The 26655-nt window shown below is 64.8% G+C and carries 23 protein-coding genes; 14 read left to right on the forward strand and 9 right to left on the reverse strand.

Annotation, left to right across the window (positions count from 1 at the left end):
• The first annotated feature begins 113 nt into the window (after positions 1-113).
• The 5 genes from BJF92_RS16900 to BJF92_RS16920 all read left to right on the forward strand — a co-directional run bounded on the left by BJF92_RS16900 (position 114) and on the right by BJF92_RS16920 (position 6816).
• Positions 114-1709: a peptide ABC transporter substrate-binding protein gene (locus BJF92_RS16900; RefSeq protein ID WP_075635923.1), complete on the forward strand. Its 1596-nt coding sequence runs from the start codon at positions 114-116 to the stop codon at positions 1707-1709.
• Positions 1710-1996: 287 nt separating this feature from the next.
• Entirely contained in the window at positions 1997-2920 is a 924-nt protein-coding gene (gene oppB, locus BJF92_RS16905; protein WP_075635924.1) for an oligopeptide ABC transporter permease OppB, read from the forward strand.
• Complete coding sequence (locus BJF92_RS16910) at positions 2913-4052, forward strand: ABC transporter permease (protein ID WP_075635925.1); 1140 nt, start codon at positions 2913-2915, stop codon at positions 4050-4052. Before oppB ends, BJF92_RS16910 begins: the two co-directional genes overlap by 8 nt.
• 19 nt (positions 4053-4071) lie before the next feature.
• Positions 4072-5694, forward strand: coding sequence for an ABC transporter ATP-binding protein (locus tag BJF92_RS16915; protein WP_075636018.1), 1623 nt, complete (start codon positions 4072-4074; stop codon positions 5692-5694).
• Between the two features lie 210 nt (positions 5695-5904).
• On the forward strand, positions 5905-6816 hold the full coding sequence (locus BJF92_RS16920) for an SMP-30/gluconolactonase/LRE family protein (protein WP_075635926.1): 912 nt from the start codon (positions 5905-5907) through the stop codon (positions 6814-6816).
• A gap of 315 nt (positions 6817-7131) precedes the next feature.
• Here BJF92_RS16920 and bfr read toward each other — a convergent pair whose 3' ends face one another.
• The 5 genes from bfr to BJF92_RS16945 all read right to left on the reverse strand — a co-directional run bounded on the left by bfr (position 7132) and on the right by BJF92_RS16945 (position 14519).
• On the reverse strand, positions 7132-7635 hold the full coding sequence (gene bfr / locus BJF92_RS16925; protein ID WP_075635927.1) for a bacterioferritin: 504 nt from the start codon (positions 7633-7635) through the stop codon (positions 7132-7134).
• Entirely contained in the window at positions 7601-7912 is a 312-nt protein-coding gene (locus BJF92_RS16930) for a (2Fe-2S)-binding protein (protein WP_075635928.1), read from the reverse strand. Before BJF92_RS16930 ends, bfr begins: the two co-directional genes overlap by 35 nt.
• Before the next feature lie 139 nt (positions 7913-8051).
• On the reverse strand, positions 8052-11927 hold the full coding sequence (locus BJF92_RS16935; RefSeq protein ID WP_075635929.1) for an error-prone DNA polymerase: 3876 nt from the start codon (positions 11925-11927) through the stop codon (positions 8052-8054).
• Positions 11924-13624 carry a Y-family DNA polymerase gene (locus tag BJF92_RS16940; RefSeq protein ID WP_280938388.1) on the reverse strand — a complete coding sequence of 567 codons (1701 nt, stop codon included), beginning with the start codon at positions 13622-13624 and terminating at the stop codon, positions 11924-11926. The genes BJF92_RS16935 and BJF92_RS16940 overlap by 4 nt, the downstream gene beginning before the upstream one ends.
• Positions 13521-14519 (reverse strand): hypothetical protein, encoded by a 999-nt coding sequence (locus tag BJF92_RS16945; protein ID WP_075635930.1) that lies wholly within the window; start codon positions 14517-14519, stop codon positions 13521-13523. Before BJF92_RS16945 ends, BJF92_RS16940 begins: the two co-directional genes overlap by 104 nt.
• Positions 14520-14551: 32 nt before the next feature.
• Between BJF92_RS16945 and BJF92_RS25270 the strand changes: the two genes are divergently transcribed.
• A complete protein-coding gene (locus tag BJF92_RS25270) occupies positions 14552-14779 on the forward strand; it encodes a hypothetical protein (protein WP_143524074.1) in 228 nt (75 codons plus the stop codon).
• A gap of 32 nt (positions 14780-14811) precedes the next feature.
• On the forward strand, positions 14812-15246 hold the full coding sequence (locus BJF92_RS16950) for a metallopeptidase family protein (protein ID WP_075635931.1): 435 nt from the start codon (positions 14812-14814) through the stop codon (positions 15244-15246).
• 161 nt (positions 15247-15407) lie between these two features.
• Here the strand turns inward: BJF92_RS16950 and BJF92_RS16955 are convergent, their stop codons facing one another.
• Together BJF92_RS16955 and BJF92_RS16960 are read right to left on the reverse strand one after the other, a co-directional pair.
• Positions 15408-15614, reverse strand: a complete 207-nt coding sequence (locus BJF92_RS16955; protein ID WP_075635932.1) for a DUF1737 domain-containing protein — start codon at positions 15612-15614, stop codon at positions 15408-15410.
• A gap of 54 nt (positions 15615-15668) precedes the next feature.
• Complete coding sequence (locus BJF92_RS16960) at positions 15669-16634, reverse strand: HpcH/HpaI aldolase/citrate lyase family protein (RefSeq protein WP_075635933.1); 966 nt, start codon at positions 16632-16634, stop codon at positions 15669-15671.
• A gap of 154 nt (positions 16635-16788) precedes the next feature.
• Here BJF92_RS16960 and BJF92_RS16965 point away from each other — a divergent pair, with 154 nt between their 5' ends.
• The 5 genes from BJF92_RS16965 to BJF92_RS16985 all read left to right on the forward strand — a co-directional run bounded on the left by BJF92_RS16965 (position 16789) and on the right by BJF92_RS16985 (position 21455).
• A complete protein-coding gene (locus tag BJF92_RS16965) occupies positions 16789-17070 on the forward strand; it encodes a hypothetical protein (RefSeq protein ID WP_075635934.1) in 282 nt (93 codons plus the stop codon).
• A 258-nt stretch (positions 17071-17328) separates the two neighbouring features.
• Entirely contained in the window at positions 17329-17937 is a 609-nt protein-coding gene (leuD, locus tag BJF92_RS16970; RefSeq protein WP_075635935.1) for a 3-isopropylmalate dehydratase small subunit, read from the forward strand.
• Positions 17938-18189: 252 nt separating this feature from the next.
• Complete coding sequence (gene leuB, locus BJF92_RS16975) at positions 18190-19302, forward strand: 3-isopropylmalate dehydrogenase (RefSeq protein ID WP_075635936.1); 1113 nt, start codon at positions 18190-18192, stop codon at positions 19300-19302.
• Positions 19303-19646: 344 nt separating this feature from the next.
• On the forward strand, positions 19647-20435 hold the full coding sequence (locus BJF92_RS16980) for a phosphatase PAP2 family protein (protein ID WP_075635937.1): 789 nt from the start codon (positions 19647-19649) through the stop codon (positions 20433-20435).
• A gap of 183 nt (positions 20436-20618) precedes the next feature.
• Positions 20619-21455, forward strand: coding sequence for a phosphatase PAP2 family protein (locus BJF92_RS16985; protein ID WP_075635938.1), 837 nt, complete (start codon positions 20619-20621; stop codon positions 21453-21455).
• On the opposite strand, the gene BJF92_RS16990 is transcribed toward BJF92_RS16985, so the two are convergent.
• Complete coding sequence (locus BJF92_RS16990; RefSeq protein ID WP_075635939.1) at positions 21439-23325, reverse strand: MFS transporter; 1887 nt, start codon at positions 23323-23325, stop codon at positions 21439-21441. The two genes, BJF92_RS16985 and BJF92_RS16990, sit on opposite strands and share 17 nt — an antisense overlap.
• Positions 23326-23822: 497 nt before the next feature.
• Between BJF92_RS16990 and BJF92_RS16995 the strand changes: the two genes are divergently transcribed.
• Entirely contained in the window at positions 23823-24854 is a 1032-nt protein-coding gene (locus BJF92_RS16995) for an aspartate-semialdehyde dehydrogenase (protein WP_075635940.1), read from the forward strand.
• 191 nt (positions 24855-25045) lie between these two features.
• Positions 25046-25864, forward strand: a complete 819-nt coding sequence (locus tag BJF92_RS17000; protein WP_075635941.1) for a lytic murein transglycosylase — start codon at positions 25046-25048, stop codon at positions 25862-25864.
• A gap of 79 nt (positions 25865-25943) precedes the next feature.
• Here the strand turns inward: BJF92_RS17000 and BJF92_RS17005 are convergent, their stop codons facing one another.
• Positions 25944-26585: a carbonic anhydrase gene (locus tag BJF92_RS17005; protein ID WP_075635942.1), complete on the reverse strand. Its 642-nt coding sequence runs from the start codon at positions 26583-26585 to the stop codon at positions 25944-25946.
• Between the last annotated feature and the right edge of the window lie 70 nt (positions 26586-26655).

Below are 26655 nucleotides of genomic sequence, written 5' to 3' on the forward strand. Positions count from 1 at the left end.
GACCGCTTGGCAATCCGGGTCGAAAGACTTGTTTTTGCGGCACAAAATCAAGGTAAAAACGTTTCGGGCGTCAAAGCGCCCAATTCAAACGATATAAAACGGGAGATCTTTTGATGACGTCCAGCATCACGACACTGAGGGCGCTTCTCGCAGCCACAATTTTTTTTGCAGCTGCTCCCTCTTGGGCTGAAAATGTACTTTATCGCGGCAATGCGGGAGAGCCGACGACCCTCGATCAGCATCACACCTCCATCAATATCGAGGAATTCATCCTCAAGGATCTCTATGAGGGCCTGACCCTTTATGATGCCAAGGGCGTGATCGTTCCCGGCGCCGCCGAGAGCTGGACGCTGTCGAAGGACGGCCTGACCTACACCTTCAAGATTCGCGAAAATGCCAAATGGTCGGATGGCTCGCCTGTCACCGCGGAAGACTTCGTCTTCTCGTTCCGCCGTGCGGAAGACCCCAAGACCGCCGCCGCCTATGCCAATATCCTCTATCCGATCAAGAATGCGGAGAAGGTCAACAAGGGCGAGCTGCCGATCGACCAGCTGGGCGCACGCGCCATCGACGCCAAGACGCTGGAGCTGACCGTGGAGCGCCCGACGCCCTTCTTCCTGGAGCTCCTGGCGCATCAGACGGCGCTGCCGCTGTCCAAGGCCAGCGTCGAGAAGAATGGCGCCGATTTCGTCAAGCCCGGCGTGCTGGTCTCCAACGGCGCCTTCAAGCTGGCCGAGCATGTGGCCAACGACCATCTGACGCTGGTGAAGAACCCGGAACATTGGGACGCGGCCAACACCAAGCTCGACAAGGTGATCTTCTATCCGCTGGAAGACCAGGCCGCCGCCGTGCGCCGCTATGAGGCGGGTGAGCTGCATGTGGACTATAATTTCTCCGCAGACCAGCTGCCGCGCCTGCGCCAGCAGTTTGGCGGGGAGGTGCATGTCTCGCCGGCTCTGGCGACCTATTACTACACCTTCGACACCCGCTCCGAACCGATGAACGACGTGCGCGTGCGCCGCGCGCTGTCCATGGCGGTCGACCGTGACTTCCTGGCCAACGAGATCTACAAGGGCGCCCAGCAGCCGCTCTACAGCTGGATCCCGCCGGGAATCGCCAGCTACGGCACGCCGGAGAAGGCCGACTTCGCCGACAAGGGCCAGCTCGACCGCGAGGACGAAGCGCTGAAGCTGATGAAGGAGGCCGGCTATGGCGAGGGTGGCAAGCCGCTGACGCTGGAAATCCGCTACAACACCAACCCCAATCACGAGCGCGTCGCCACCGCCATCGCCGATATGTGGAAGACCACCTTCGGCGCCCAGGTCAGCCTCGTCAACCTCGACGTCTCCTCGCATTATTCCTACCTGCAGCAGGACGGCAAATACTCCGCAGCCCGCGCCGGCTGGACGGCCGACTATGCCGATGCCGAGAACTTCCTGTCGCTGAACATCTCCACCAACAAGACGTTCAACTATGCGCATTGGAAGAACGCGGATTACGATGCCCTGATGGCGAAATCCTATGACGAGCAGAACCCGGAGGCCCGGCAGAAGCTTTTGCACCAGGCCGAGGCGATCCTGATGAAGGAGCAGCCGGTTGCGCCCTTCCTCGTCAACAACGATCTGTGGCTCGTCTCCAAGAAGGTGCAGGGCTGGTACGACAATGCCAACAACCAGCATCTGAGCCGCTTCCTGAGCGTCAGCAACTAAGCACGGACAAAGCGGTTGCCCTTGTCGGCCGCATCTCGCCTGGCGTGAGACCGCCGGGCGGGATGCGGCTCTCAGGGCGGCCGCGTTTGCAAACTCTCACAGGACAGGACACAGGGATTTCGCCCTTTCGCGCCCCCTCGCCCGGCTTCCGACACCTTCTCTCCGTTGGGCTGAAGGTGGCCTGAAGGATCGGATGAGGGTGGTTTGCCAAGCAGATCGACTGTGCCCTGTCCTGTTCCTCCCCGTGCAGAAGAGCGCTGGACGCTCTCAAGCCTCAGGAACAGGACATGATCTCCTTCATCCTTCGCCGACTGGCGAGTGCGGTGCCGACCTTGTTCATCGTCGTCACCATCTCCTTCTTCATGATGCGGTTCGCCCCTGGCGGTCCGTTCAATCTGGAGCGGCCGCTGCCGCCGCAGACCATGGAGAACCTCAACCGGGCCTATGGCCTCGACCTGCCGCTCTGGGAGCAATATCTGCGCTATCTCAGCAATGTCGTGCATGGCGATTTCGGCCCCAGCTATGTCTATCGCGACAATACGGTCGACCAGCTGATCGCCATGGGCCTGCCCTATTCGATCAAGCTTGGCCTGCTGGCGCTGCTTCTGGCGCTGATCGGCGGCGTTGCTGCCGGCACCTATGCGGCGCTGCGCCAGAACAGCCTCACCGATCTACTCGTCATGTCGGTCTCCACCGTGGGCGTCACCGTGCCGAATTTCGTCGTCGGCCCTGTCTTGACGCTGGTCTTCGCCGTCATCCTCGCATGGCTTCCCGCCGGCGGCTGGGGCGATGGCTCGCTGCGCTTCCTCATCCTGCCGATGATCGCGCTCGCCCTGCCGCAGCTGGCCGTCTTCGCGCGGCTGATGCGCGGGGCGATGATCGAGGCGCTGCATGCCGATCACATCCGCACGGCGCGCGCCTATGGCCTGCCGGCGCGCACCGTCATCGTCACCCATGCGATGCGCGCGGCGCTGCTGCCGATCGTCTCCTATCTGGCGCCCTGCGCGGCCGGCCTGCTCACCGGCTCGGCGGTGATCGAATCGATCTTCTCCATTCCCGGCGTCGGCCGCTATTTCGTCATCGGCGCCATCAACCGCGACTATACGCTGGTGATGGGAACGGTGGTTCTGATCGCGATCTTCGTCATCGTCTTCAATCTGGTCGTGGATCTGCTCTATGGCCTGCTCGATCCGAGGGTGCGCCATGAGTGATCTCGCCCAGATGCCTGTCCTTGCCCCGCACGCCCCGGAAACGCGCGGCCGCAGCCTATTCGCGCTGGCCATGCGCCGCTTCCGGCGCAACCGCGCCGCCATTGCCGGCTGCGTCGTGCTGGCGCTGGTGGCGCTGTTCTCCTTTGTTGGCCCGCTGTTTTCCAGCCACAGCTATGACGAGGTCTTCCCCTCCTACGTCTCGATCGCCCCGAGCCTCGAGCCCCGGCCAGGCGCCGACACGCTGCAAGGCGCCATGGAAAACGCGGTCCAGCGCGCGCGCCTGCGGCTGGATGCCTTCCAGGTCGAAGGCCGCAGCTTCACCGCCACGCTTGCCGCCGACCAGCCGATCGATCCGCGCGCCACGCGCTATATCGACCGGGCCAACGAGTTCGACGACACGGTGGTCAAAGAGACGCTGGAGGACGGCCGCAAGCTCGTGGTCGAGGGCCGGGTGACGCGGGAATATTTCCCCTTCGGCACCGATTCCAACGGCCGCGATCTCTTGGTGCGGGTCATGCTGGGCGGGCAGATCTCGATCGCCGTCGGCTTTCTGGCGAGCCTCGTCTCGCTGGGCATCGGCGTCGTCTACGGCGCCACGGCCGGCTATGTCGGCGGGCGCCTCGACAATGTGATGATGCGCTTCGTCGAAATCCTCTATTCGCTGCCCTTCGTCTTCCTGGTGGTGCTTCTGGTCGTGTTCTTCGGCCGCTCCTTCATCCTGATCTTCCTCGTCATCGGCGCGGTGGAATGGCTCGACATGGCCCGCATCGTGCGCGGCCAGACGCTGGCGCTGAAACGGCGCGAATTCGTAGGCGCGGCCGAATCGCTCGGCCTGTCGGACTGGCAGATCATCCGCCGGCACATCATCCCCAACACGATCGGCCCCGTGGTCGTCTTCGTCACCGTGATCGTGCCCAAGGTGATCCTGCTCGAAAGCTTCCTCTCCTTCCTCGGCCTCGGCGTTCAGGCGCCGCTGACGAGCTGGGGCGCGCTGATCGCCGAGGGCGCCAACAACATCCAGTCCGCGCCCTGGCTCTTGATCTTCCCATCGGCCTTCTTCGTGGTGACGCTGTTCGCGCTGAACTTCGTCGGCGATGGCCTGCGCGATGCGCTCGACCCGAGGGACCGCTGAGATGACAGCACGCACGAACATGAAAAGCAGGACTGCGCAGGCGGCGACGGCAACGGGTGAGACGATCCTGGCCGTGCGCCAGCTCAAGGTCGTCTTCGACACGCCTGATGGTGCGGTGGAGGCTGTCAAGGGCGTCGATCTCGACGTCAGGGCCGGCGAGACGCTGGCCGTGGTCGGCGAATCCGGCTCCGGCAAGAGCCAGACCATGATGGCGATCATGGGCCTGCTGGCCGCCAATGGCCGGGCAAGCGGCTCCGCACTTTATCGCGACAGGGAAATGGTCGGGCTGCCGATCAAGGATCTCAACACGATCCGCGGCGACAAGATCACCATGATCTTCCAGGAGCCGATGACCTCGCTCGATCCGCTCTACCCGATCGGCCGGCAGATCGCCGAGCCAATCCGCCACCATCGCGGCGGCACGGCGGCGGACGCCCGCGCCCGGGTGCTGGAGCTGCTCGAACTGGTCGGCATTCCCGAGCCGGCGCGGCGCATCGACAGCTATCCGCACGAGCTCTCCGGCGGCCAGCGCCAGCGCGCCATGATCGCCATGGCGCTTGCCAACGAGCCCGACATCCTCATCGCCGACGAGCCGACCACCGCGCTCGACGTGACGATCCAGGCGCAGATCCTCACCCTCCTGCAATCGCTGCAGAAGCGCTTCGGCATGGCCGTGGTGCTGATCACCCATGATCTGGGCGTGGTGCGCCATGTGGCGGACCGGGTGGTGGTGATGCGCCGGGGCGAGGTGGTGGAGACCGGAACCACACGCGCGGTATTCGACGCGCCCAAGGCGGATTATACCCGCATGCTGATCGATGCCGAGCCAAGCGGCGAGAAGGCGCCGCCTGCGCTGGACGCGCCGGTGATCCTTCAAGGCCGCAAGGTGCGCGTCGATTACAAGATCGCTGGCGGCTTCCTGAAGAAGTCCGGCCTCTTCACCGCCGTTCACGGCGCCGACATCCACCTGCGCCAGGGGCAGACCATCGGCCTCGTCGGAGAATCCGGCTCAGGAAAGTCGACGCTTGGCCGGGCGCTGCTGAAGCTCACCCCCTCTTCCGGCCGGGTGCTGTTCGACGGGCGCGACATTTCCGGCTTCGACCGCAAGGCCATGCGGCCGCTGCGGCGCGATATGCAGCTGGTGTTCCAGGACCCGTTCGGCTCGCTCTCGCCGCGCCAGACCGTGGGCGAGATCATCACCGAGGGGCTCTATGTTCACGAGCCGCAGCTCTCCAAGGCTGAGCGCGATGCCCGCGCCGTGGCGGCGCTGCAGGAGGTCGGGCTGGATCCCACCGCGCGCAACCGCTATCCGCATGAATTTTCCGGCGGCCAGCGGCAGCGCATCGCCATTGCCCGCGCGATCATCCTCAAGCCGCGCCTGGTCGTGCTCGACGAGCCGACCTCGGCGCTCGACCGCTCGGTGCAGGGGCAGGTGATCGAGCTGTTGCGCGGGCTTCAGGCCAGCCACGGCCTCTCCTATCTCTTCATCAGCCATGATCTGTCGGTCATCCGGGCCATGTCCGACTATGTCATCGTCATGCAGGGTGGGCAGATCGTGGAAGAGGGCGAGACGGCGGCGCTGTTCTCCAACCCGCGCGAGGCCTATACCCGGGCTCTGCTCAGCGCCGCCTATTCGCGCTGAGCCGATCGGCGCGCAGGGCTTGAACGCCTTGCGCGCCGCAAGACGAGGGGACGGATCGGGAGGAGGTCCGCCCCTTCAGAAGCATAGGGCGCGGTGAACGCCCATCATGAGGCATGGTCCCGGCCGGCGCGCGCTGCCCGGCCATGCGGCAGGAACACATAGGAGGCACGGCCGGCGATCCGCTCTCGCCTGACGTGACGGAGGAGAATCATGACCGACACACCGCTCTACACCCATCACGATCCGCGCTTTGCCGATCTGATCCAGTCCCATGCCCTGCCGGACCTGCTCTATTCCGGCTGCCGCTGGGCCGAAGGCCCGGTCTGGTTCGCCGACCAGAACCTGCTCCTGTGGAGCGACATTCCCAACAATCGGATGCTGCGCTTTTCGCCCGAAGCCGACGGGCTTGGCAGCGTCTCCGTCTTTCGCGGGCCATCGAACTACGCCAATGGCCACACGCGCGACCGGGAAGGCCGGCTGGTGTCCTGCGAGCACGGCCTGCGCCGGGTGACCCGCACCGAGATCGACGGCACCATCACCGTTCTGGCCGATCGCTTCGACGGCAAGCCGCTGAACTCGCCGAATGACGTGGTGGTCTCCTCCGACGGTGCGGTCTGGTTCACCGATCCCGTTTACGGCATCCTGAGCGATTACGAGGGCTACAAATCCGAGATCGAGCAGGCGCGCAACCGCGTCTACCGCATCGATCCCAGAAGCGGCGCGGTCGAGGCGGTTTGCGAGGATTTCGAGCAGCCCAACGGGCTGGCCTTTTCCCCTGATGAAAGCCGGCTCTATATCGTCGACAGCGGCAGTCCGCGCCATATCCGCATGTTCGACGTGCAGGAGGGGCGCCGCCTGTCCGGCGGTTCGGTCTTTTACCCGCTCGACGCCGAACACGGACCGGATGGGCTGCGGGTGGACGCGGCGGGACATGTCTGGGCGGCTGCGGGCAAGGGCGTTCAGGTCTTCGCGCCCGATGGCACGTCGCTCGGGCGCATCGCCTTTCCGCAACGAGTGTCGAATCTGGCTTTTGGCGGGCCGCGCCGCAACCGGCTGTTCGTCACCGCCACCCAGTCGCTGCACGCGATCTATGTCGCGGCCAATGGCGCGCTGAGGCCTTAGAGCATCGGACCGAAAAGTGGGAACCGGTTTTCGGAAAAATCCGATGCAAAAACAAAAATCTAGAGCATCGCACTGAGTGCTATTCTTCAGTCCGATGCTCTAAGGCAAGGGTAGAGGGGCCGGGATTGACGGCCCCTNCGGTTTTCGGAAAAATCCGATGCAAAAACAAAAATCTAGAGCATCGCACTGAGTGCTATTCTTCAGTCCGATGCTCTAAGGCAAGGGTAGAGGGGCCGGGATTGACGGCCCCTCGTCTGACACTGTTTCACGGGAAACAGCCTGCACCGCGACACAGAGCAGGCTGATCGAAACGCTTCAGGCGTCTTCCGAACCGACCTCGGCCTTGTCGGCGGAGGCGGCGTTGAGCTGACCGTATTTTTCCGGCCCGATCGTGTTCAGCAGCTGCAGCTGGGTTTCGAGGAAGTCGATATGGCCTTCCTCGTCGATCAGCAGTTCTTCGAACAGCTTCATCGTGACGTAGTCGCCAGCCTCATGACAGATGTCGCGGGAGGTCTTGTAGGATGCGCGGGCGTCATATTCGCCGGCGAGATCGGCCTCGAGAACTTCCTTGACGTTCTGGCCGATGCGCAGCGGAGCGACGGTCTGCAAATTCGGATGGCCATCGAGGAAGATGATGCGCGCGATCAGCTTGTCGGCGTGCTGCATTTCCTCGATCGATTCGGCCCGTTCCTTCTTGGCCAGGAGCGTATAGCCCCAATCCTCGAGCAGGCGGAAATGCAACCAATACTGGTTTACCGCACCAAGCTCGAGATGAAGCGCCTCGTTAAGCCGCTCGATGACTCTTGTGTCGCCTTTCAAGATCTGCCCTCCTATTATCTTCATGAAACTGTTTTAGGCGGGCCATAAATACCGATTTTTCCTCCTCAGTCGAGGGGTGTTCGGCATGATACCGTTCCGTCGTGCGAACGATGATGTCCACCACGTTCGGAAAACAGCCGCAGCACCTGCCGCGTTTTTGCATGAAATGATAGACTTTTGCGGGAACGATCAGCTGCCAACAGTCTTCATTCAGAAGATCGATGATCGCCTGTTCGATGTCGCGTTCGCTAATGAAATTACAGCTGCATACCAACATGGCTTCGCCTGCAAACAAGGGCCGGTAACGGCGTCGGTTCGCCAACGATATTTCAAAAGAGGAGAGTGATTGTCAAGAAAAATCCAGGTGAGTTGCGGGCCCCTGCGGCGCTTGCGAAAGATCACTCTTACAAATCTCCTCAATGAAAGTTGCGCCCCTTGGGCATGACGGCTGCGGCGGCGCCTGCGGCCAGACGGCGCTCCATCGCCGCCCGTTCGGCCGCGATCGCGGCGCGCTTGTCGCGCGGATCGCCGGAGCCCGACAGGGTTTCGTCCGCGCGCGGACTGACACCGAAGCGGCGCGCCTGAGTCTGGAGCAGGCCGAGCATCGGCGTCAGATCCTCCAGATGGCGGGCGACGAGATGGATGACCTCGTTCTGGCGCTGCAGGCGGCCGGAGACCTGCACCAGGCGCGCGCCGATCACCTCGCGGCGATAGCGGCCATAGACATCGGTCCAGACGATGACATTTGCGCTGCCCGTTTCGTCTTCCACCGTCATGAAGATCACGCCCCTGGCCGAGCCCGGCCGCTGGCGCACCAGCACCAGCCCGGCGATGGTGACATCGGAGCCATGCGCCAGCTCGGCCAGGCGTTGGGCCGGCACAGCCCCCCTGTCGCGCAGCTGCTGGCGCAGGAAAGCGACGGGATGGGCTTTCAGCGACAGCTGCAGGGCGCGGTAATCCTCGATCACCTCCTCGCCCGGCGTCATATCAGGCAGAGTGACCGGCGGCTCGCGCAGGAGCTCAGCAAAGGCATCCGGCTCCTCGGGGCCCTCCGCCTTCGCGGCTGCCTCCCCCTGTTCAGTCCGGGCGTGCGCGTGCCGATCCCCGGTCGCTGTCGCATCGGTCTTCACCGCCTGCGCAAAGAGCGGCAGGGCGTCGACAGGCCCTTCGCGCTCCAGCCCGCGCACGGCCCAGAGCGCCTCGCGCCGCGTGAGGCCCATGGAGGCGAAGGCATCGGCATCGGCAAGCCGTTCGAGCTCGGCAGGCGCCAGCCGCGTGCGTAGCCAGAGATCGCGCACCGTGCGGTAGGGCGTCGTCCTGCGATCAAGCAGCACGTCCATCCGCTCCTGCGCCACACCCTTGACCTGATGAAAGCCGAGGCGGACGGCATGGCGGGTCCGGATGACGCGCCACATCGACTGATGGCGCGGATGCAGCCGCTCTCCCCGCCAGTCTCCCTCCTCGAGCACCGTCTCCCAGTCGGAATGGTTGACGTCGACAGGGCGCACCTCCACCCCATGCTCGTGCGCATCGCGCACCAGCTGCGCCGGGGCATAGAAGCCCATGGGCTGGGAATTCAAGAGTGCCGCCAGGAAGACATCGGGATAATAGGCCTTCACCCAGCAGGAGGCATAGACCAGCAGCGCGAAGGAAGCGGCATGGCTTTCGGGAAAGCCATATTCGCCGAAGCCCTCGATCTGGCTGAAGCAGCGCGCGGCGAAATCGGCATCATAACCGTTGCGCACCATGCCCTCGATCATCTCCTCGCGAAAACCCGCCACCTCGCCAGAGCGCTTGAAGGTGGCCATGGAGCGGCGCAGCCGGTCGGCCTTTTCCGGGCTGAAGCCGGCGGCATCGATGGCGATCTGCATCGCCTGCTCCTGAAACAGGGGAATGCCGAGCGTGCGCTCCAGCGCATCCTTCAGTTTTTCATATTCATAGGTGATCGCCTCACCCCGGTTCACCATCTCGCGCCGCTTGAGATAGGGATGCACCATATTGCCCTGGATCGGCCCGGGACGGACGATCGCCACTTCGATGACGAGGTCGTAGAGTTCGCGCGGGCGCAGGCGCGGCAGCATGCTCATCTGCGCCCGGCTCTCGATCTGGAACACGCCGATCGTATCGGCCCGGCAGATCATGTCATAGACATCGTCCTGCGCGTCCAGACACAGGCTGGCGAGGGAAAGATGCCTTTGATAGCGCGCCTCCAGCAGGCGGAAGGCCTTGGCCATGCAGGTGAGCATGCCGAGCGCGAGGATGTCGATCTTGAACAGGCGCACCTGGTCGAGGTCGTCCTTGTCCCATTCGATCATGATGCGATCAGGCATGGTCGTGTTCATCACGGGCACGATCTCGTCCAGCCGGTCGCGGGTGATGACGAAGCCGCCGACATGCTGGGTGAGATGACGCGGAAAGCCGGCCAGCATGGCGGCATGGCGCAGCACCGCGCGGATTGCCGGATCCTCCGCATTAAGCCCGGCCAGCCTTGCATCGCCGGCCTTGAGCGCCTCCGTCCACCAGCCGCCGACGGCGTTGGACAAGGCGGTCTGGATGTCGGCCGGCAGGCCGAAGGCCTTGGCCACCTCGCGGCCCGCCGAGCGCGCGCGATAGCTCGTCACCGCCGCCGTCAGGCCGGCATGGTTGCGGCCATAGCGGTCATAGATCGCCTGGATCACCTCCTCGCGCCGGGCATGCTCGAAATCGACGTCGATATCCGGCGGCTCGTCACGCGCGGTCGAGACGAAGCGCTCGAACAGGAGCGAGCGCTCCTCCGGATTGACCTCGGTGATCCCCAGGCAGAAGCAGACCGTGGAATTGGCGGCCGAGCCCCGCCCCTGGCACAAGATGCCAAGTTCGTGGCGCGCATGATGGACGATGCCGTGGACCGTGAGGAAATAACCCTCATATTTGAGGCTCTTGATCAGCTGAAGCTCATGGTGGATCTGTCGCTTTGTCTTGTCCGAAGCGCCCTTTGGGTACCGCCTGGAAACCCCCTCCCAGGTCAGCCGTTCCAGGGTCTGAAACAGCGTCTCGCCGGGCTGGCTCTCGTCGGGATAATTATGGGAGATCTCGTCCAGCGAGAACGTAAGCCGGCTGAAGAAACGGGCGGCATTGTCCACGGCCACGCGATGGGCGCGCAGGAGACGGGCCATTTCCCGCCCGTCCTTCAGGCAGCGCTCGGCATGGGCGGCGAGGCGAAATCCGGCCTGCATCACCGGAACACCCTCGCGAATGGCCGTGACGACATCGGCGAGCGAGCGACGATCGGCATGATGGTAGAGCGGCTGGTTGGTGGCGATCAGCGGCACGCCGGCCTGGTCGGCCAGCGCTGACAGCCAGGCGAAGCGGAAGCCATCCTCGCCGTCATGGCAGGGCGACAGCGCCAGATGCACCTGCCCGGGAAAGCGCTGGCCGAGCCGGCGCAGAAGCCCCTCAAGCCGGACCGCAGGCGCCATAGGGATTTGACCGGCAGCAGCCGGAGCATCGCCCTGCGCAGGGCATGGCGTGGCAGGGACGGCGTCTTCCGTCGCGCCATGATGGAATCCGGCATCCGGCAGCACGGCCAGCATCAGTCCCTCCCCCCATTGCAGGAGATCGGCCTCGTCGAGCAGGCAGCTGCCTTTATGCGCCCGCAGATTGCCCTGGCTCAGGAGCCGGCAGAGGCGGCCCCAGGCCGGGCGATCGGTGGCAAAGGCGAGAATGTCGGGCGTGCCGTCGCGAAAGACCAGCCGGGCGCCGGGGCGAAAGACGAAATCTTCAGGCAGGACGACATCCCGCCGCGCCTTGGCAAGCCGCTCGGCCCGACGCCGCTCGGCCTCCTCATCCTCCGTCCCGACACCGCCGGCCTCCCCTTCATCCGTGTCGGATAAAGATTCGGACTCCGGCAAAGAAGCACCGGCTTCGGCCCCGCGCCCATGCTCTCGCGCCGCGGAAGCGCCTTCACTGGCCAGGAAGGTAAGCGCCTCCTTTCGCCGCCGGGCGAAGGCCTTCACATGCGCATGGGCCCGCACCACGCCTGCCACGCTGTTGCGATCGGCAAGGCCGAGGCCGGCAAGGCCCATGCGCGCCGCCTGCTCCACCATTTCCTCCGGCGAGGAGGCGCCTTCGAGAAAGGAGAAATTGCTGCGCGCGCCGATCTCGACAAAGGCGAGCGTGGAGCGCTGAATGCTCTCGGACAGGCTGTCAGGGCGCGGCGGCCGGCGCGCACGGCCCTCGAGACGCGCGACATTGGCGCCAAGGCGTTCAGCCGGCCGGGACGCGCCTTCGCCGCTCTCATCGCGCGGGCTCATGCGAAGAAGCCGTGCATGTACCAGCGCGGCAGGTGGGCGGCATCGTAAAAGCCGTCGCGGAAGATCCAGAAGCGATAGCCCTCCTCGTCCTCCACCCGGAAATAATCGCGCGTGGCCGCCCCCTGCCCGTCGCGCCACCATTCGGGGGCAATGCGCTCCGGCCCTTCGGCATGGCGCACCTGATGGCGCAGCCGGCGCCAGCGAAAGGCGGCGGGCGGTCCATCCGGCACCTCGGCCGCGAAGGCCTCCATCAGCTCGGGCGGATCGAGCAGCCGGATCGGCCGGCGATGGGGCCGGGCAAAGACCGGAGACAGGGTCTGGCCTGCGGCCCGCCCCTGCGCCGGCGCCAGCAGCGCGCGGGCAGCCGGCAGGGTCTCGACGGCGCGCTCGGGCAGATGGCTCTCGCGATGGGTGCCGACCAGCAGAAAATGATCGCCGAAGCGGGCGGCGATGGAATCGAGAAAGGCGCCGAGCGACAGTTCCCCGGCCTCCGCCTCCCCCGACGCTCCCTGAAGCCGGCCCTGCTCCGTCTTGTAAGGGCCGTCATGCAGCACGTTCAGCCTGACGATCTCGAAACCGAAGCCGGCATCGAGAACGGTCTGCGGATTGGCAAGCCGGGCGGAAAACAGGGCGGCGATGCGCGCCGGGCTGCGCAGGGGCGCGGACGTGCCGGCACTGAGCCGGAGCACGATGCCATCGACGCGGAACAGCACGAGTTCGAACAGCCGCCCGCCCGTGCCCCGCTCTTCGAGCTGTGGCAGGAAGGCTTCGGCGAGCGGCGCGAGCAGCGACAGGATCGCCTCGACCGTGTCGATCGGCGTCAGCAGCCGCCGCTCGGCCGAAACGGGCGCCACGGGCCGGCGCGGCGAGATCGGCTCGCCCTGCGCGCCCAGCGCCTGATCGAGCCGACGCAGGAGATCCGGGCCAAATCGGCGCACGAGCGGCGCGCGCGGCGCATCCAGAAGCGCCTCTATCTGGCGCAGGCCGAGCTTGTGGAGCGCCGTAACCACGCCGGCCTCCAGCCGCAGCGCGGCGACCGGAAGCGGCGCCAGGGCCGCCCGCCCCCCTCCTGGCGCGATCACGCCGCCGGGGCCGAAACGCGCCACGGCACCGGCCAGCGCGGCGCTGTCGGCAATCGCCGCCTTGGCATGCAAGCCGAGCGCGCCGATTTCCCGGAGAACCTGCGCGAGAAGGGACGCCTCCCCGCCGAAGAGATGGGCGCAGCCGGTAATGTCCAGCAGCAGCCCGTCCGGTCGATCGCAGGCGACCAGCGGCGTATAGCGGTCGCACCAGTCGGCCAGCTGCTCGAGCCATTGGCGGTCGGCCGCCGCATCTTCCTGCCGCACATCGAGACCGGGAAACAGCGCGCGTGCCTCGGCCAGAGGCTGGCCCAGGCGTAAGCCCCGCGCAGCGGCACTGGGTGACAGGCCGGTGAGCGCCATGGCATTGCCGCGCTGGCCGGCGCAGACCAGCAGGGTCTCGCCTTCGCCCGCCTCCTGCTGGCCCTGACAGGCGCCGGCCCCCTTGCCGGCCCCCGCATTCTTTGCCGCAGGCCCGCCCTGCCCCGCGCCGGCCGCCGCGCCTTGTCCGGCATCAGCCATGGCTGATCCGGCCCGCCTGTCGCGGCGGCGCAGCCGGTCGGTGGCCAGATGCGGCAGGAACAGCGCCAGAATGCGCTGGGCGTGCAAGGGCGGCATCGTCAGCAGAGGCGACGGGCAGGAACTGGCAGGCATGGGGGTTCCACTCCAGGAGGAAGGTCAAGGGGGCGGGAAGGCGGCTCTTTTCAAGCGTCACGCGGAAAACGGGATTGCCGAGGCTGCCGGCCAGCGGCGTGCCATCCGGCAGACGGCGTGCCTGCGCCGGGGCGGCCGCCACCTGCAGGCGCAGCGCCGTGCTGCCCGCCTCCTCCGCCCCGCTGAGGCGCAGAAGCAGGAGCGGACGGCCGGCAGCCTTGGCGCGCAGGCTGAGGCGGCGGCTTTCCGTCAGGCCGAATCCCTTGGGATTGCCGGCAATTTCCAGAATGGTGGCGCAGAAAAGCCCGCTCTGCAGCGCCGCCTCGGCGGCAAACAACGCCTCCTCCAGCCGGCGCGGCCGGGCCTCGATCAGCGCTGCGGACGGCAGGCCGAACCCTTCCAGCCCGATCCCATAGGGCCGGCCATCCTCCCGGCTGCAGAAACGGTCGGAAATCCACAGGACCAGCGGCTGGCCAGCCCGGCGGGGTGAAGCTTGCGGACCTTCTGCGGGATTTCCAGAGGCATGCCGGGCCCGCAGGCAGGCCGAAAGCGCCAAAGCCAGCCCGCTGGCCGCGCCGGCATCGCGATGGCTCTCGGCGCGGATCTCGCTGATCGCCTGGAGCGGCAGACCGCCTTCGAGCGCCTGATCCAGCGCCGGAATCCGCAAGGCAAGCCGGTCGGGGACAGGAGTATAATCCTGTGCGCCGACCGGTGCATCCGTCTCTTCGGCGTCCAGACAGGCCTTGAGCGCTTCGGCGCGGGCCTGCGCTACCAGCGCCGGCGCCGCGTGGCCTTCCAGTTTGGCGATCTGTTCGCGCAGCGCAAAAAGCCGCTCGCGCGCCATGGTCGTCTGCACCATGACGGTCACTCCCGCTGGATTTCGTTCCTGTTATGTTCGAATTGATTCCAGAGGATGGCGGAAGAGTCAACGCCGGAAATTATGACTTTATTCCTGACGCAACCTATCCACAAGCCGGAATCGCGCAGGCCGCGAACAGTCTGCAGCCCCTATACTCAGAGAGTGCAGAAACAGGCGCCGGGCGAGACAATGATGAAGAACAGGTGACGGCGCCGGTCTCAGATGGGGGCAAATTTCGCGAACTCTCGTCAAGAGCGTGAAAACCGCTATATAGAGACAACAAGGAGTGTCCATGGCCCGTATCGACCAGACAGACGACTGGCGTGACCGTCACGCACCGACGATCAGCGCATTTGAATCGCTGACGATGGAGGCCTATGGCCATTTGCCGGACGAATTCCGCGCGCTGGCGCAGGACCTGATCATCGAGATCGAGGATTTTCCCAGCGAAGACGTCTTTGAGGACATGGCGCTGGAAACGCCGTTCGATCTGCTCGGCCTGTTTGAAGGCCGCGGCATCGGCGAGCGCTTCACGCTGGAAACCGGGCAATTGCCCAACAAGATCATCCTCTACCGCCGCCCGATCCTCGACTATTGGGCCGAGAATGACGAGACGCTCGGCGACATCATCACCCATGTGCTGATCCACGAGATCGGCCACCATTTCGGCCTGTCCGACGACGATATGGAGCGCATCGAGGCCAGCGTGGAGCATGTGGGCGGCTAAAGCATAATCCGATCGGCGTGAAACGAAGATCGATCAGATTATGCTTCACATAAAAGGCTTTAGAGGCGCCGATCTCATTCAATCAGACCGGATAGCGCCTGGACTGCCGCTCTCCGGTCTTGCCGCGCGGCGGGGCCTTCCCCCCGCACGCCTTGTCCTGCTTACTGCTCGGACAGCTTGATCTCGGGGTCATACTCCTTGCCCTCGACCTCCTTCACCACGGCCTGGCCGCATTGCATATGCTGCGTGTCGGCATTGAAGGCATAGGTCGGCGAGCCGTAGAGTTCCCAGCCCTTGTTGAGCGCCGCCGTCACCTTGTGGCAGAAGCTGGCATCGTCGGGGGCTGTCAGGAAGCGGTAGAGCTTCATCGGTGTCTCCTGTTTCGGGTCCGATCCCGCCGGACGCTTTTCCTTGGCCTGAGCTTATATCGTCGTGCCGTCTCGGGCGGCAAGGTGCGCGGCGCGCGCCACCAGCCGCTCGGCCTGCGCCAGGTGGAGAAGCTCCACCATCTCGCCATCAAGCCGGATCACCCCCTTGCCCGCCTGATCGGGCTCAGCGAAGGCGGCGATGATCGCCCGGGCGCGGGCAAGATCGGCCGGATCGATACCGAAGGCCGCATTGGCCGGAGCGATCTGGGCGGGATGGATCAGCATCTTCCCGTCAAAGCCCATGGCGCGCGCCTGGCGGCATTCCTCGGCAAAGCCCGCGCCATCCGAAATCGTGTTGAACACCGCATCGATCGCATCGAGCCCGAAGGCGCGGGCGGCGAGCAGCACCTGCATCAGATAGGGCACCAGATAGGGCCGGCCCGGCTGCGGCAGCACGCCGGTGGCCTTGGCCAGATCGTTGAGCCCGGGCACGAGGCAATCCAGCCGGCCGCCGCTGGTGCGGCCCGCTGCCGCGATCGCCGCGACGTTGAGAAGGCCGCGCGGCGTCTCGATCATCGCCCAGAGCCGCACCGTCGCGGGCACATCGGCCTCTTCGAGGTGATCGGCCACCTGCTGCACATCGCCTGGATTTTCCACCTTGGGCAGAAGAATGGCGTCGGGCGCGAAAGGCAGCACCGCCTCGAGATCGGCGAGGCCGAGATTGGCCGGCCCCTGCTCGCGCGCGGAAAGCGCGTTGATGCGCACGATCCGTTCGACCGGATCCTTCCCCATATGCCTGTCTAGCCCCGCATGCCTGTCCGGCGAAAGCGCGTCGAGATGCGCCACCAGCGCGGCCCGCGCGGCGGCCTTGTTCTCGGGCGCCACGGCGTCTTCGAGGTCATAGATCACGGCGTCGCAGGCAAGGCTCGCCAGCTTGGCCAGCGCCCGTGGATTGTCGGCCGGAACGGTCAGAACGGACCGACGCACACGGGCCGGATGACGATTTGTTGAAGAGTCCATACTCTGTTGATGCCCGGCTTTCGCCACTTTCGCAAGCGAGACGAGGAGGCATCGGCCGGGGTCGTTGTGCTTGCGTCGCATCGGTCGCGTTCCCATATGAGGGGACGAAGAGGATCCCGCTTTTCGGGGTCTCGTTCAGATCAAGGACCTGTTGATGCAAAGCCTTCGCTCCATCGCCCTTTCGGCCATCGGCCTTCTCCTGGTGCTGGCTGCTTTCGTGTTCACCGCCTCGCTCGGTCTCATCCTGGCGGGTCTCGTCTCTCTGGCCATGATCGGCTCGGCGCTGTCGGCCCGTTTCTCGGCCAAGCCCGCACCGGTGCGTGCCCGCTCCAATTCTTACAGCGCCCAGGCCGCGAGCAACCGCGATGCCGCTCGCAATTCCGGCCGCGAACCGCGCATCTGGAACGATGGCCGCGGCACGATCATCGACCTCTGAGACAGGCAGGCTCGGGCCGCGCGACAGAGGCGGCGCGTGCCCTGCGCTGCACAGGGAAAATCTCCTTCATTTTTCCGTCATTTTCGGCTAAAGCGACGCCGAAAGGGTGCTTCACACATCCGGACCGGGTCCTGCTTCGGCGGGGCCCAAGAGGGGCTCAAGGCAGCGATCGGGGCGGAGACGTCTCCGGCGTGGCTGGCAGACCCGTCCGGATCACTTGACGCCCGCCGTCTCACTGTCTGGAACGAGAGCCGCATCATGGACAAGTTCGTCAAGCTTACCGGCGTCGCCGCCCCCCTGCCCGTCGTCAATGTCGACACCGACATGATCATCCCCAAGGACTATCTGAAGACGATCAAGCGCACCGGCCTCGGCACGGGGCTTTTCGCCGAAGCACGCTACAAGGAAGACGGCAGCGAGAACGCCGATTTCGTCTTGAACAAGCCGGCCTATCGCAATGCGCAGATCCTCGTGGCCGGCGACAATTTCGGCTGCGGCTCCTCGCGCGAGCATGCCCCCTGGGCGCTGCTCGACTTCGGCATCCGCTGCGTGATCTCCACCTCGTTTGCCGACATCTTCTACAACAACTGCTTCAAGAACGGCATCCTGCCGGTCGTGGTCAGCCCTGAGGACCTCGACAAGCTGATGGACGATGCCTCGCGCGGCTCCAACGCCGTTCTCTCCGTCGATCTCGAGGCCCAGGAAATCACCGGCCCCGATGGCGGCAAGATCAGCTTCGAGATCGACGCCTTCAAGCGCCACTGCCTGCTGAACGGCCTCGACGACATCGGCCTGACGCTGGAAAAGCGCGACGACATCGACAGCTTCGAAAAGGCCAATGCCGCCGCCCGCCCCTGGGCTGCCTGATCCACGAGAACATCGGTCCGAAAAGTGGGAACCGGTTTTCGGATAAATCCGATGCGGAAACGAAAGCCTAGAGCAGCGAACTGCGTACGATTTTCAGTCCGATGCTCTGGGATCGACGAGATGCTGAACGAGACAGGCCGGGCTCCTTGCCCGGCTTTTCTTTTGCCTGCGGCACGCGCCCTTCTCTCCTTGCTTGAAACGCTCGCCCCCCGCGTCTAAGAAGCCGCAGCTTGTTTTTCCGCGGAGGGTTTCATGACAACGCGCAATCTCTTCCTCTTGCCCGGCGACGGCATCGGCCCGGAGGCCATGGCCGAAGTGCGCAAGATCATCGCCTATATGAACGAGGAGATGGCGGCCGGCTTCACCACGGACGAGGGTCTGGTCGGCGGCGCGGCCTATGATGCGCATGGCGCTGCGATCTCCGAAGCCGACATGGCCAAGGCGCTGGCGGCCGACGCCGTGCTCTTCGGCGCCGTCGGCGGCCCGAAGTGGGACAGCGTGGCCTATGAGGTCCGCCCGGAAGCCGGGCTCCTGCGTCTGCGCAAGGATCTGGAGCTGTTCGCCAATTTGCGCCCGGCCATCTGCTATCCGGCGCTCGCCAATGCCTCCTCGCTCAAGCCCGAGCTGGTCGAAGGCCTCGACATCCTGATCGTGCGCGAGCTGACCGGCGGCGTCTATTTCGGCGAGCCGAAGACCATCACCGATCTCGGCAACGGCCAGAAGCGCGCCATCGACACCCAGGTCTATGACACCTATGAGATCGAGCGCATCTCCTCGGTCGCCTTCGAGCTGGCCCGCACCCGCCAGAACCGTGTCTGCTCGATGGAAAAGCGCAACGTCATGAAGTCGGGCGTGCTCTGGAACCAGGTCGTCACCGAGACGCACAAGGCCAAGTTCGCCGATGTGAAGCTCGACCACATGCTGGCCGATGCCGGCGGCATGCAGCTGGTGCGCGCGCCCAAGCAGTTCGACGTGATCGTCACCGACAATCTCTTCGGCGACATGCTCTCCGACGTCGCCGCCATGCTGACCGGCTCGCTCGGCATGCTGCCGTCGGCCTCGCTCGGCGCGCCGGACGCCAAGACCGGCAAGCGCAAGGCGCTCTACGAGCCCGTCCATGGCTCGGCCCCCGACATTGCCGGTCAGGGGCTGGCAAATCCGATCGCCATGATCGCCTCCTTCGCCATGTGCCTGCGCTATTCCTTCAACATGGTGGCCGAATCCGACCGCCTGGAAAAGGCGATCGCCAACGTGCTCGACAAGGGCATCCGCACCGGCGACATCATGGCCGAAGGCTGCCGCAAGGTCGGCACGACCGAGATGGGCGACGCGATCCTCGCCGAATTCAAGGCCCTTTCGGCCTGATCGCCGGGCGGGACCATCGAACCGACCATCCTTTCGCATGACAAACGGCGCCGCGCGGCCCTCGCGCGGCGCCGTTTTCCGCTTTTGGGCCACGCCACCCGATCACGGGCCGCTCATATGGTTTCCGGCTGATCGCTTCGCGAACCGGAAACAAGAACCAACGAAAATCTCTGGCCGGAGGGCCAGATTTTCGTTGGACGGAATACGGTTTCCGGTCTGATCAACCGGAAACCGTATCACATCGCGCTTTGCGGTTTGAACCCGCGGCGCAGATGCCTATCTCCAGCGGAAGCTTGAACAGAGATCGTGAACATCGAGAAGGGATTGGCGTGGCGGATCGCAGCATGGGCACAGAAAAGGGCAGGGCCGAAACCAGTGTCAGCGAGAAATCGCGCAGGGTCCCTCTCTGGACCAAGCTGCGCCGCCGCTACGAGGCGCGCCGCACCCTGCACCGCCGTGTGCCCTGGCGCGGTTTCACCCTTTCGGCGCTGAACCTGATCGCCATCGCCTTCTTCGTGCTCGACACGCCGCTCGGCCAGGCGGCCAAATCCCTGCCGCCGCCGTTGATAGGCTTTGCCGGCAATGTCACCGATATCGGCAAGCTCGCCTATATCCTCGCGGCCGTCACTACGGTGCTGATCAGCCTGTTTCTCATGGGGCGGCGGCTTTCGGGCGTGCGCCGCCGTTTCCGCATGGCCTATCTCGGCCAGATGACGCTCTACGCGGCGCTCTCGGTGCTCGTTTCCAGCATCGTCGTTCACCTGCTCAAATATGCGATTGGCCGCTCAAGGCCCCTGCTGTTCGAGGAGGACGGGGTCCTGAGCGTCCACCCCTTCAGCGGCGACTTCCTGCATGAGAGCTTCCCATCCGGCCATTCCGCCCATATCGGCGCCCTGTTCATGGCACTGGCGCTGCTCTTTCCGCGCTTCCGCCTGGTGTTCATCGGCCTCGGCCTCTGGCTGGGGGCGACGCGCATCATCCTTGGCGTGCATTTTCCGAGCGATGTCGTCGCCGGGCTGGCGCTCGGCGCTTGGCTCGCCTTTGCGGTGTCGATCCTGTTCGCCCGTTTCGGCCTGGTCTTCTCCGTCGACCGAAACGGCTGGCCGATGCCGCGCCTGAACCGGGTCGTGTAGATTACCCGCCAAAACGCGGCAAAAATGGCACATGCGCATATTTTCATATAATGGCAGCGACAATGACGCGTGCCTGTTACAAAGCTCGGGCAAAGGCGAGGATGACGAGTTCTTTTCGCCGGGCCGCCCATGCACACCTTCTGGACATCGCTTTGCGCCCGCTGGTGCCGACAGACGACATCGATGCGCCTGCGCTGGAAGCCCTGTCTGTTTGTCGCGGTCAACATCGTCCTCATCGCCGCCCTTCTGTTCGACCGGCCGCAGGCCACCGACGGCCTGCCGCAGGGTGTGCGCCGGCTCGGCGCCTTCTTCTCGGGCTTCGGCGATTCCAGCTGGTCGATCATCGGCGCCTTCGTTCTCCTGATGCAGGGCAGGGTGGGCTACCGGTTGCTGCGCGCGCCGCGGGCCCGCGCCGTCGCCCTCAGGATCAGCTGGCTCGGCGCCTATCTGCTGATGACGGTCGTGGTCTCGGGCCTGGCCGCCAACCTCCTCAAGCGGGCGATCGGTCGTGCCCGGCCAAGCCTGTTCGCCGAGCATGGCGCTGCCTTTTTCCAGCCCTTTGCCGGCCATTCCGTCTTTGAAAGCTTTCCCTCGGGCCATGCCACCACCATCGGCGCGCTCTGCATGGCCGGCGCGCTGATCCTGCCGCGCGCGCGCCTTTTCTTCGCCATGGCTGCGCTGTGGTTGGGCTTGAGCCGGGTCATGGTCGGTGCGCATTATCCGAGCGATGTGGTGGCCGGCCTGATCTTTGGCGGCTGGAGCGCGCTGGCCTTCGCGCTTCTCTTTGCCCGCAGCGGCAGGGTCTTCGACATTTCGGCGCAGGGATGGCCGGTCTTGCGGCCGCTGAAGTGCCCGGCCCCGCTTAGGAAGACAGGGGAAACGCAAAAGCCCGGCCTCGCTGGGAGACCGGGCCTGGCTCAAGCGGCAGCGGCGGAGAGCGAACCTCTCCTTGCCGGGGCGGAAGGCGCACGCCCGATGGCGCTGGCCACCGGGCGGCTATCGATCATTCGATCGCGTTGATGTTGCGGTCCTTGGTCTCCGGCAGGAACAGCATGCCGATGACGAGCGTGATGCCGGCAAAGACGATCGGGTACCACAGGCCGTAATAGATATCGCCCTTGGCCGCGCTCATGGCGAAGGCGGTGGCCGGCAGCAGGCCGCCGAACCAGCCATTGCCGATGTGGTAGGGCAGGGACATGCCGGTATAGCGGATCCGCGTCGGGAACAGCTCGACCAGAAGCGCTGCGATCGGGCCGTAGACCATGGTCACATAGATCACCAGAACGGTCAGCACGGCGATGATCACCGCCCAGTTCACGCGCTGCGGATCGGCCACCATGGTGAAGCTGCCGCCGCCCGCCACCGTATAGACCGGCATGCCGGTCACGCCCGCGGCCTCATCCGCCGTCATCAGCTTGGCATCGACCAACTGCTGGCCCGTCATCGTGGCATGTTCGCCGGCGCGCACGGCCGCCGCATTCAGCCCCAGCTCGGGATTGGCGGCGATGAAGCCATCCAGCTTGGCATCGGGCACCTTGGCGGCACTGCGCTGCAGCGGATAGCCGGCATCGTGCAGGGCCACATTTACCTGCTTTTCAAAGGCGGCGGTGCGGGCCTTGGCGTCGGCGCCGGCGGCGATGACGTCGAAGCTCTGGATCGTGGCGCCGCCGATCGACACGGTGGCCGGCTGGCCAGCCGGGCCGGCAACCACATCATAAGGCACGGAGTTCTTGGTCAGGAAGGCCGTCGCCACATCGCAGGAGGTGGTGAACTTGGCCGTGCCCGTGGGGTTGAACTGGAACTTGCAGTCGGCCGGATCGGCCGTCACCGTCGCCCGGCTGGAGGCCTGCGCCTCGGCCAGCGCCGGATTGCCGGCCCAGGTCAGCGTCTTGAACAGCGGGAAATAGGTCAGCATGGCAAGCAGCAGCCCGGCCATGATGATCGGCTTACGGCCGATCCTGTCCGACAGCCAGCCGAACAGCACAAAGAAGCCGGTGCCGAGCAGGAGTGCGGCCGCAACCATCAGATTGGCCGACTGGCTGTCCACCTTCAGAATGCTCTGCAGGAAGAACAGGGCGTAGAACTGGCCGGTGTACCAGACCACGGCCTGGCCGACGACGGCGCCGAAGAGCGCCAGCAGCGCCACCTTGGCATTGCGCCACTGGCCAAAGGCCTCCGTTAACGGCGCCTTGGACACGGTGCCCTCGGCCTTCATCTTCTGGAAGGCGGGCGACTCGTTCATCTTCACGCGGATCCAGACCGAGACGCCGAGAAGCGCGACCGAGACCAGGAAGGGAATGCGCCAGCCCCAGGCCGCGAAAGCTTCCTTGCCGACGATCAGCTGCACGCCGAGAATGACCAGCAGCGACAGGAACAGCCCGAGCGTCGCCGTGGTCTGGATCCAGGCCGTGAAATAGCCGCGTCTTCCATGGGGCGCATGTTCGGCCACATAGGTCGCCGCCCCGCCATATTCGCCGCCCAGCGCCAGGCCCTGCAGCATGCGCAGCACCAGGAGCAGGATCGGCGCGGCAATGCCGATCGAGGCCGCGCCCGGAAGGACGCCCACCGTGAAGGTGGAAATGCCCATGATCAGGATGGTCACCAGGAAGGTATATTTGCGCCCGACGAGATCGCCGAGCCGGCCGAAGACCAGGGCGCCGAAGGGGCGCACCAGGAAGCCGGCGGCAAAGGCGAGCAGGGCGAAGATGTTGCGCGTGGTCTCGGGATAGGCGCTGAAGAAGGTGGCGCCGATATAGACGGCCAGAGAGCCGTAAAGATAGAAATCGTACCATTCGAAAACGGTGCCGAGCGAAGAGGCGAAGATGACCTTCCTCTCTTCGGCGGTCATCGGAGCAGCTTTCGCGCCGCTCACCGATGTAACATTGGCCATTTCCTTGTCCTCCACAATAAACGGCAGGTGGTCTCGCAGCACACCGGATGAAAGCAGCCCTCCTTGCCCATTTCATCGACGTCTGCGCCAGGATGAACTGTGCCAGATTGCCGCGCAGGCGATAGCGATGCTTTGGGCGTATGACTTTGGTATAAGGACCCGTGGAGGAGGGAACGGCGTCCGGCAGAGCGGCGCGACTGAAATCCCTTGACATCAAGGGCTTTTGCCCGCACACGAGAACCCGAAAACGGGAAGGCACCCATGCGTCACCGCATTCCAGCATCGATCGCTTCATCCCGCGCTTCTTGCGCGGGCGCGATGATGCCGTGCCATCCGCTTTTCACGATCAAGGCCAAAACGACGACGAAAACCGTCTGACGTCTCCTGGCCACCCGCTCTCTCCCCGGCATGGCTCGGGGACAAGAAGCCCCGCGACGATGGTCAGGCGGGTTTCCCCTCGAAAAGCCCTTGGGAGAGACGAGAAAGAGAGCAGGACAATGGGTTACAAGATCGCCGTGGCAGGCGCGACCGGCAATGTCGGCCGCGAAATGCTCAACATCCTTTCCGAACGCGGCTTCCCGGCCGACGAAGTCGTGGCGCTCGCCTCGGCCCGCTCGCATGGGACCGAAGTGTCCTTCGGCGACAAGACGCTGAAGGTGAAGAACCTCGAAAATTACGACTTCTCCGATACGGACATCTGCCTGATGTCTGCCGGCGGCGCCGTGTCGCTGAAGTGGTCGCCGAAGATCGGCGCGCAGGGCTGTGTCGTTATCGACAATTCCTCGGCCTGGCGCTACGACGCCGACGTGCCGCTGATCGTGCCGGAGGTCAATCCGGACGCCATTTCCGGCTTCACCAAGCGCAACATCATCGCCAATCCCAATTGCTCGACCGCCCAGCTGGTGGTCGCGCTGAAGCCGCTGCATGATGTCGCCCGCATCAAGCGCGTCGTCATCTCCACCTACCAGTCGGTCTCCGGCGCCGGCAAGGATGGCATGGACGAGCTCTTCAACCAGACCCGCGCCGTCTTCGTCGCCGATCCGATCGAGAGCAAGAAGTTCACCAAGCGCATCGCCTTCAACGTCATTCCGCACATCGACGTCTTCATGGAGGACGGCTACACCAAGGAAGAGTGGAAGGTTCTGGCCGAAACCAAGAAGATGCTGGACCCGAAGATCAAGGTGACCTGCACGGCCGTGCGCGTTCCCGTCTTCATCGGCCATTCGGAATCGGTCAACATCGAGTTTGAAAGCGAAATGACGGCCGAGCGGGCGCGCGAGATCCTGCGCGATGCGCCGGGCTGCCTCGTCGTCGACAAGCATGAGAATGGCGGCTACGTCACGCCTTATGAAAGCGCCGGCGAAGACGCCACCTACATCTCGCGCATTCGTGAAGACGCAACCGTCGAACACGGGCTGAATATCTGGGTGGTTTCTGACAATTTGCGCAAGGGCGCGGCCCTGAACGCGGTTCAGATCGCCGAGCTTCTGGTCGCCCGCGGCCTGATCAAGGCAAAGCAGGCCGCCTGACGCCATCCTTCGTACCCATGCCGGCGACAAAGCAGGGCAGGGATGCGAGGCGCAGAGGTGGAAAATGGAACGCGGGGGACCTCCCCCGCGTTGTTGTGCCGGTCTTTCGTTGGCAAGGCGATACTGACGAACAGCCGCGTTACGGCAAATCCGGTCGAACATGTAGATTGACAGCGAGGAAACAGGGCTTGATGCAGACGATTAAGGGCTGGGCGACGAAACTGGCGGCGGTGGCCGCCGTGGCACTTCTGCCATCGGTCGCAGCCGCGCAGCAATGCGGAAACACCGCCGCAGGCTTCGATGCCTGGGTGCAGAATTTCAAGGCCCAGGCCAGCGGCCGCTTCAGCCCCTCGCTTCTCGATCAGGCCTTCGCCAATGTCACCTACAACAAGGCGACCATCCGCGCCGACCGCGGGCAGAAGAGCTTCAAGCTCTCGCTTGACGAGTTCATGGAAAAGCGCGGCGCAAACACAATCATTTCCCGCGGCAAGAAGATGAAGGCGCAGAATGCGGCGCTGTTCTCATCGATCGAGCAGCGCTTCGGCGTGCCCGCCGGCCCGGTCATTGCGATCTGGGGCATGGAAACCGGCTTCGGCAACTTTATGGGCAATGAGCACACGCTCTCGGCTGTCTCCACGCTTGCCTATGACTGCCGCCGCTCGGACTATTTCCTGGAACAGCTGAATGCGGCGCTGACGCTGGTTCAGCGCGGCGATCTCAGCCCGAATGCCCGTGGCGCTGCCCATGGAGAAATTGGCCAGACGCAGTTCCTGCCGCTCAATGTCATCAAATACGGCGTGGACGGCGATGGCAACGGTCATGTCGACATGGTCCGCTCGCGCGCCGACGCCCTGGCATCGACCGCCAACTTCCTGCGCGGCCATGGCTGGCGGGCAGGCGCCGGCTATCAGCCGGGCGAGCCGAATTTCGCTGCGATCCAGGGCTGGAACGCCGCCAGCGTCTATCAGCAAGCCATTGCCAAGATGGGCGCCGCCATCGACGGCCGCTGATCTCGTACTGCAGAAAGCAACGAAAAAGGCCGCGCATCGCACCGATGCGCGGCCTTTTTGTTTCTGTCACCAGGTTGGATTACATGCCCGGGCGGGTGAAATCGCCGGTTTCGCCGTTCATGATCCAGAGTTCGCCGGTGGAAATATCGAACCAGGCGCCATGGACGCTTAGCGTTCCGGCCTGCTCGCGGTCGCGGATATAGGGGAAGGTGCGCAGATTGGCGATCGAGTTGCGGATCGACACACGCTCCAGCGCCCGCTGGCGCTCCGCAGCCGTCAGGATCGAATTGCTGGCGATCTGTTCGGCGGCAGGCTTGAGCAGGCTCATCCAGCGGCCGATGAAATCCCCTTCCGACAAGGGCTCAGCCTCGGGATCGAGCGCGGCCTTGATGCCGCCACAGCGGCCATGGCCCATGACGACGATATTGCTGACCTGCAGGGCCTGAACCGCGAATTCCAGCGCGGCGGAGGTGGAGTGGTACTGGCCGTCCGGCTCGTAGGGCGGCACCATATTGGCGACATTGCGCACCACGAAAAGCTCGCCCGGCCCGCAGTCGAAGATGGTTTCCGGCGCCGCGCGCGAATCGCAACAGGCAACGATCAGCGTCTGCGGCGACTGCCCGGTTTCGGCCAGCACCTTGTAGCGCTGCTGCTGCTCCGAATAGCGCCCGGTCATGAAGTTGCGATAGCCGTCCAGAAGATTGGCGGGAAATCGATGCATACGCCCTCATTCTCCTCTTGCGCCGGCGGAAGCGGTTCTCCTCGCCGAATGGGATGGACCCGCGCACTGA

It is taken from the genome of Xaviernesmea rhizosphaerae, assembly GCF_001938945.1.
GTDB classification, from domain to species: Bacteria; Pseudomonadota; Alphaproteobacteria; order Rhizobiales; family Rhizobiaceae; genus Xaviernesmea; species Xaviernesmea rhizosphaerae.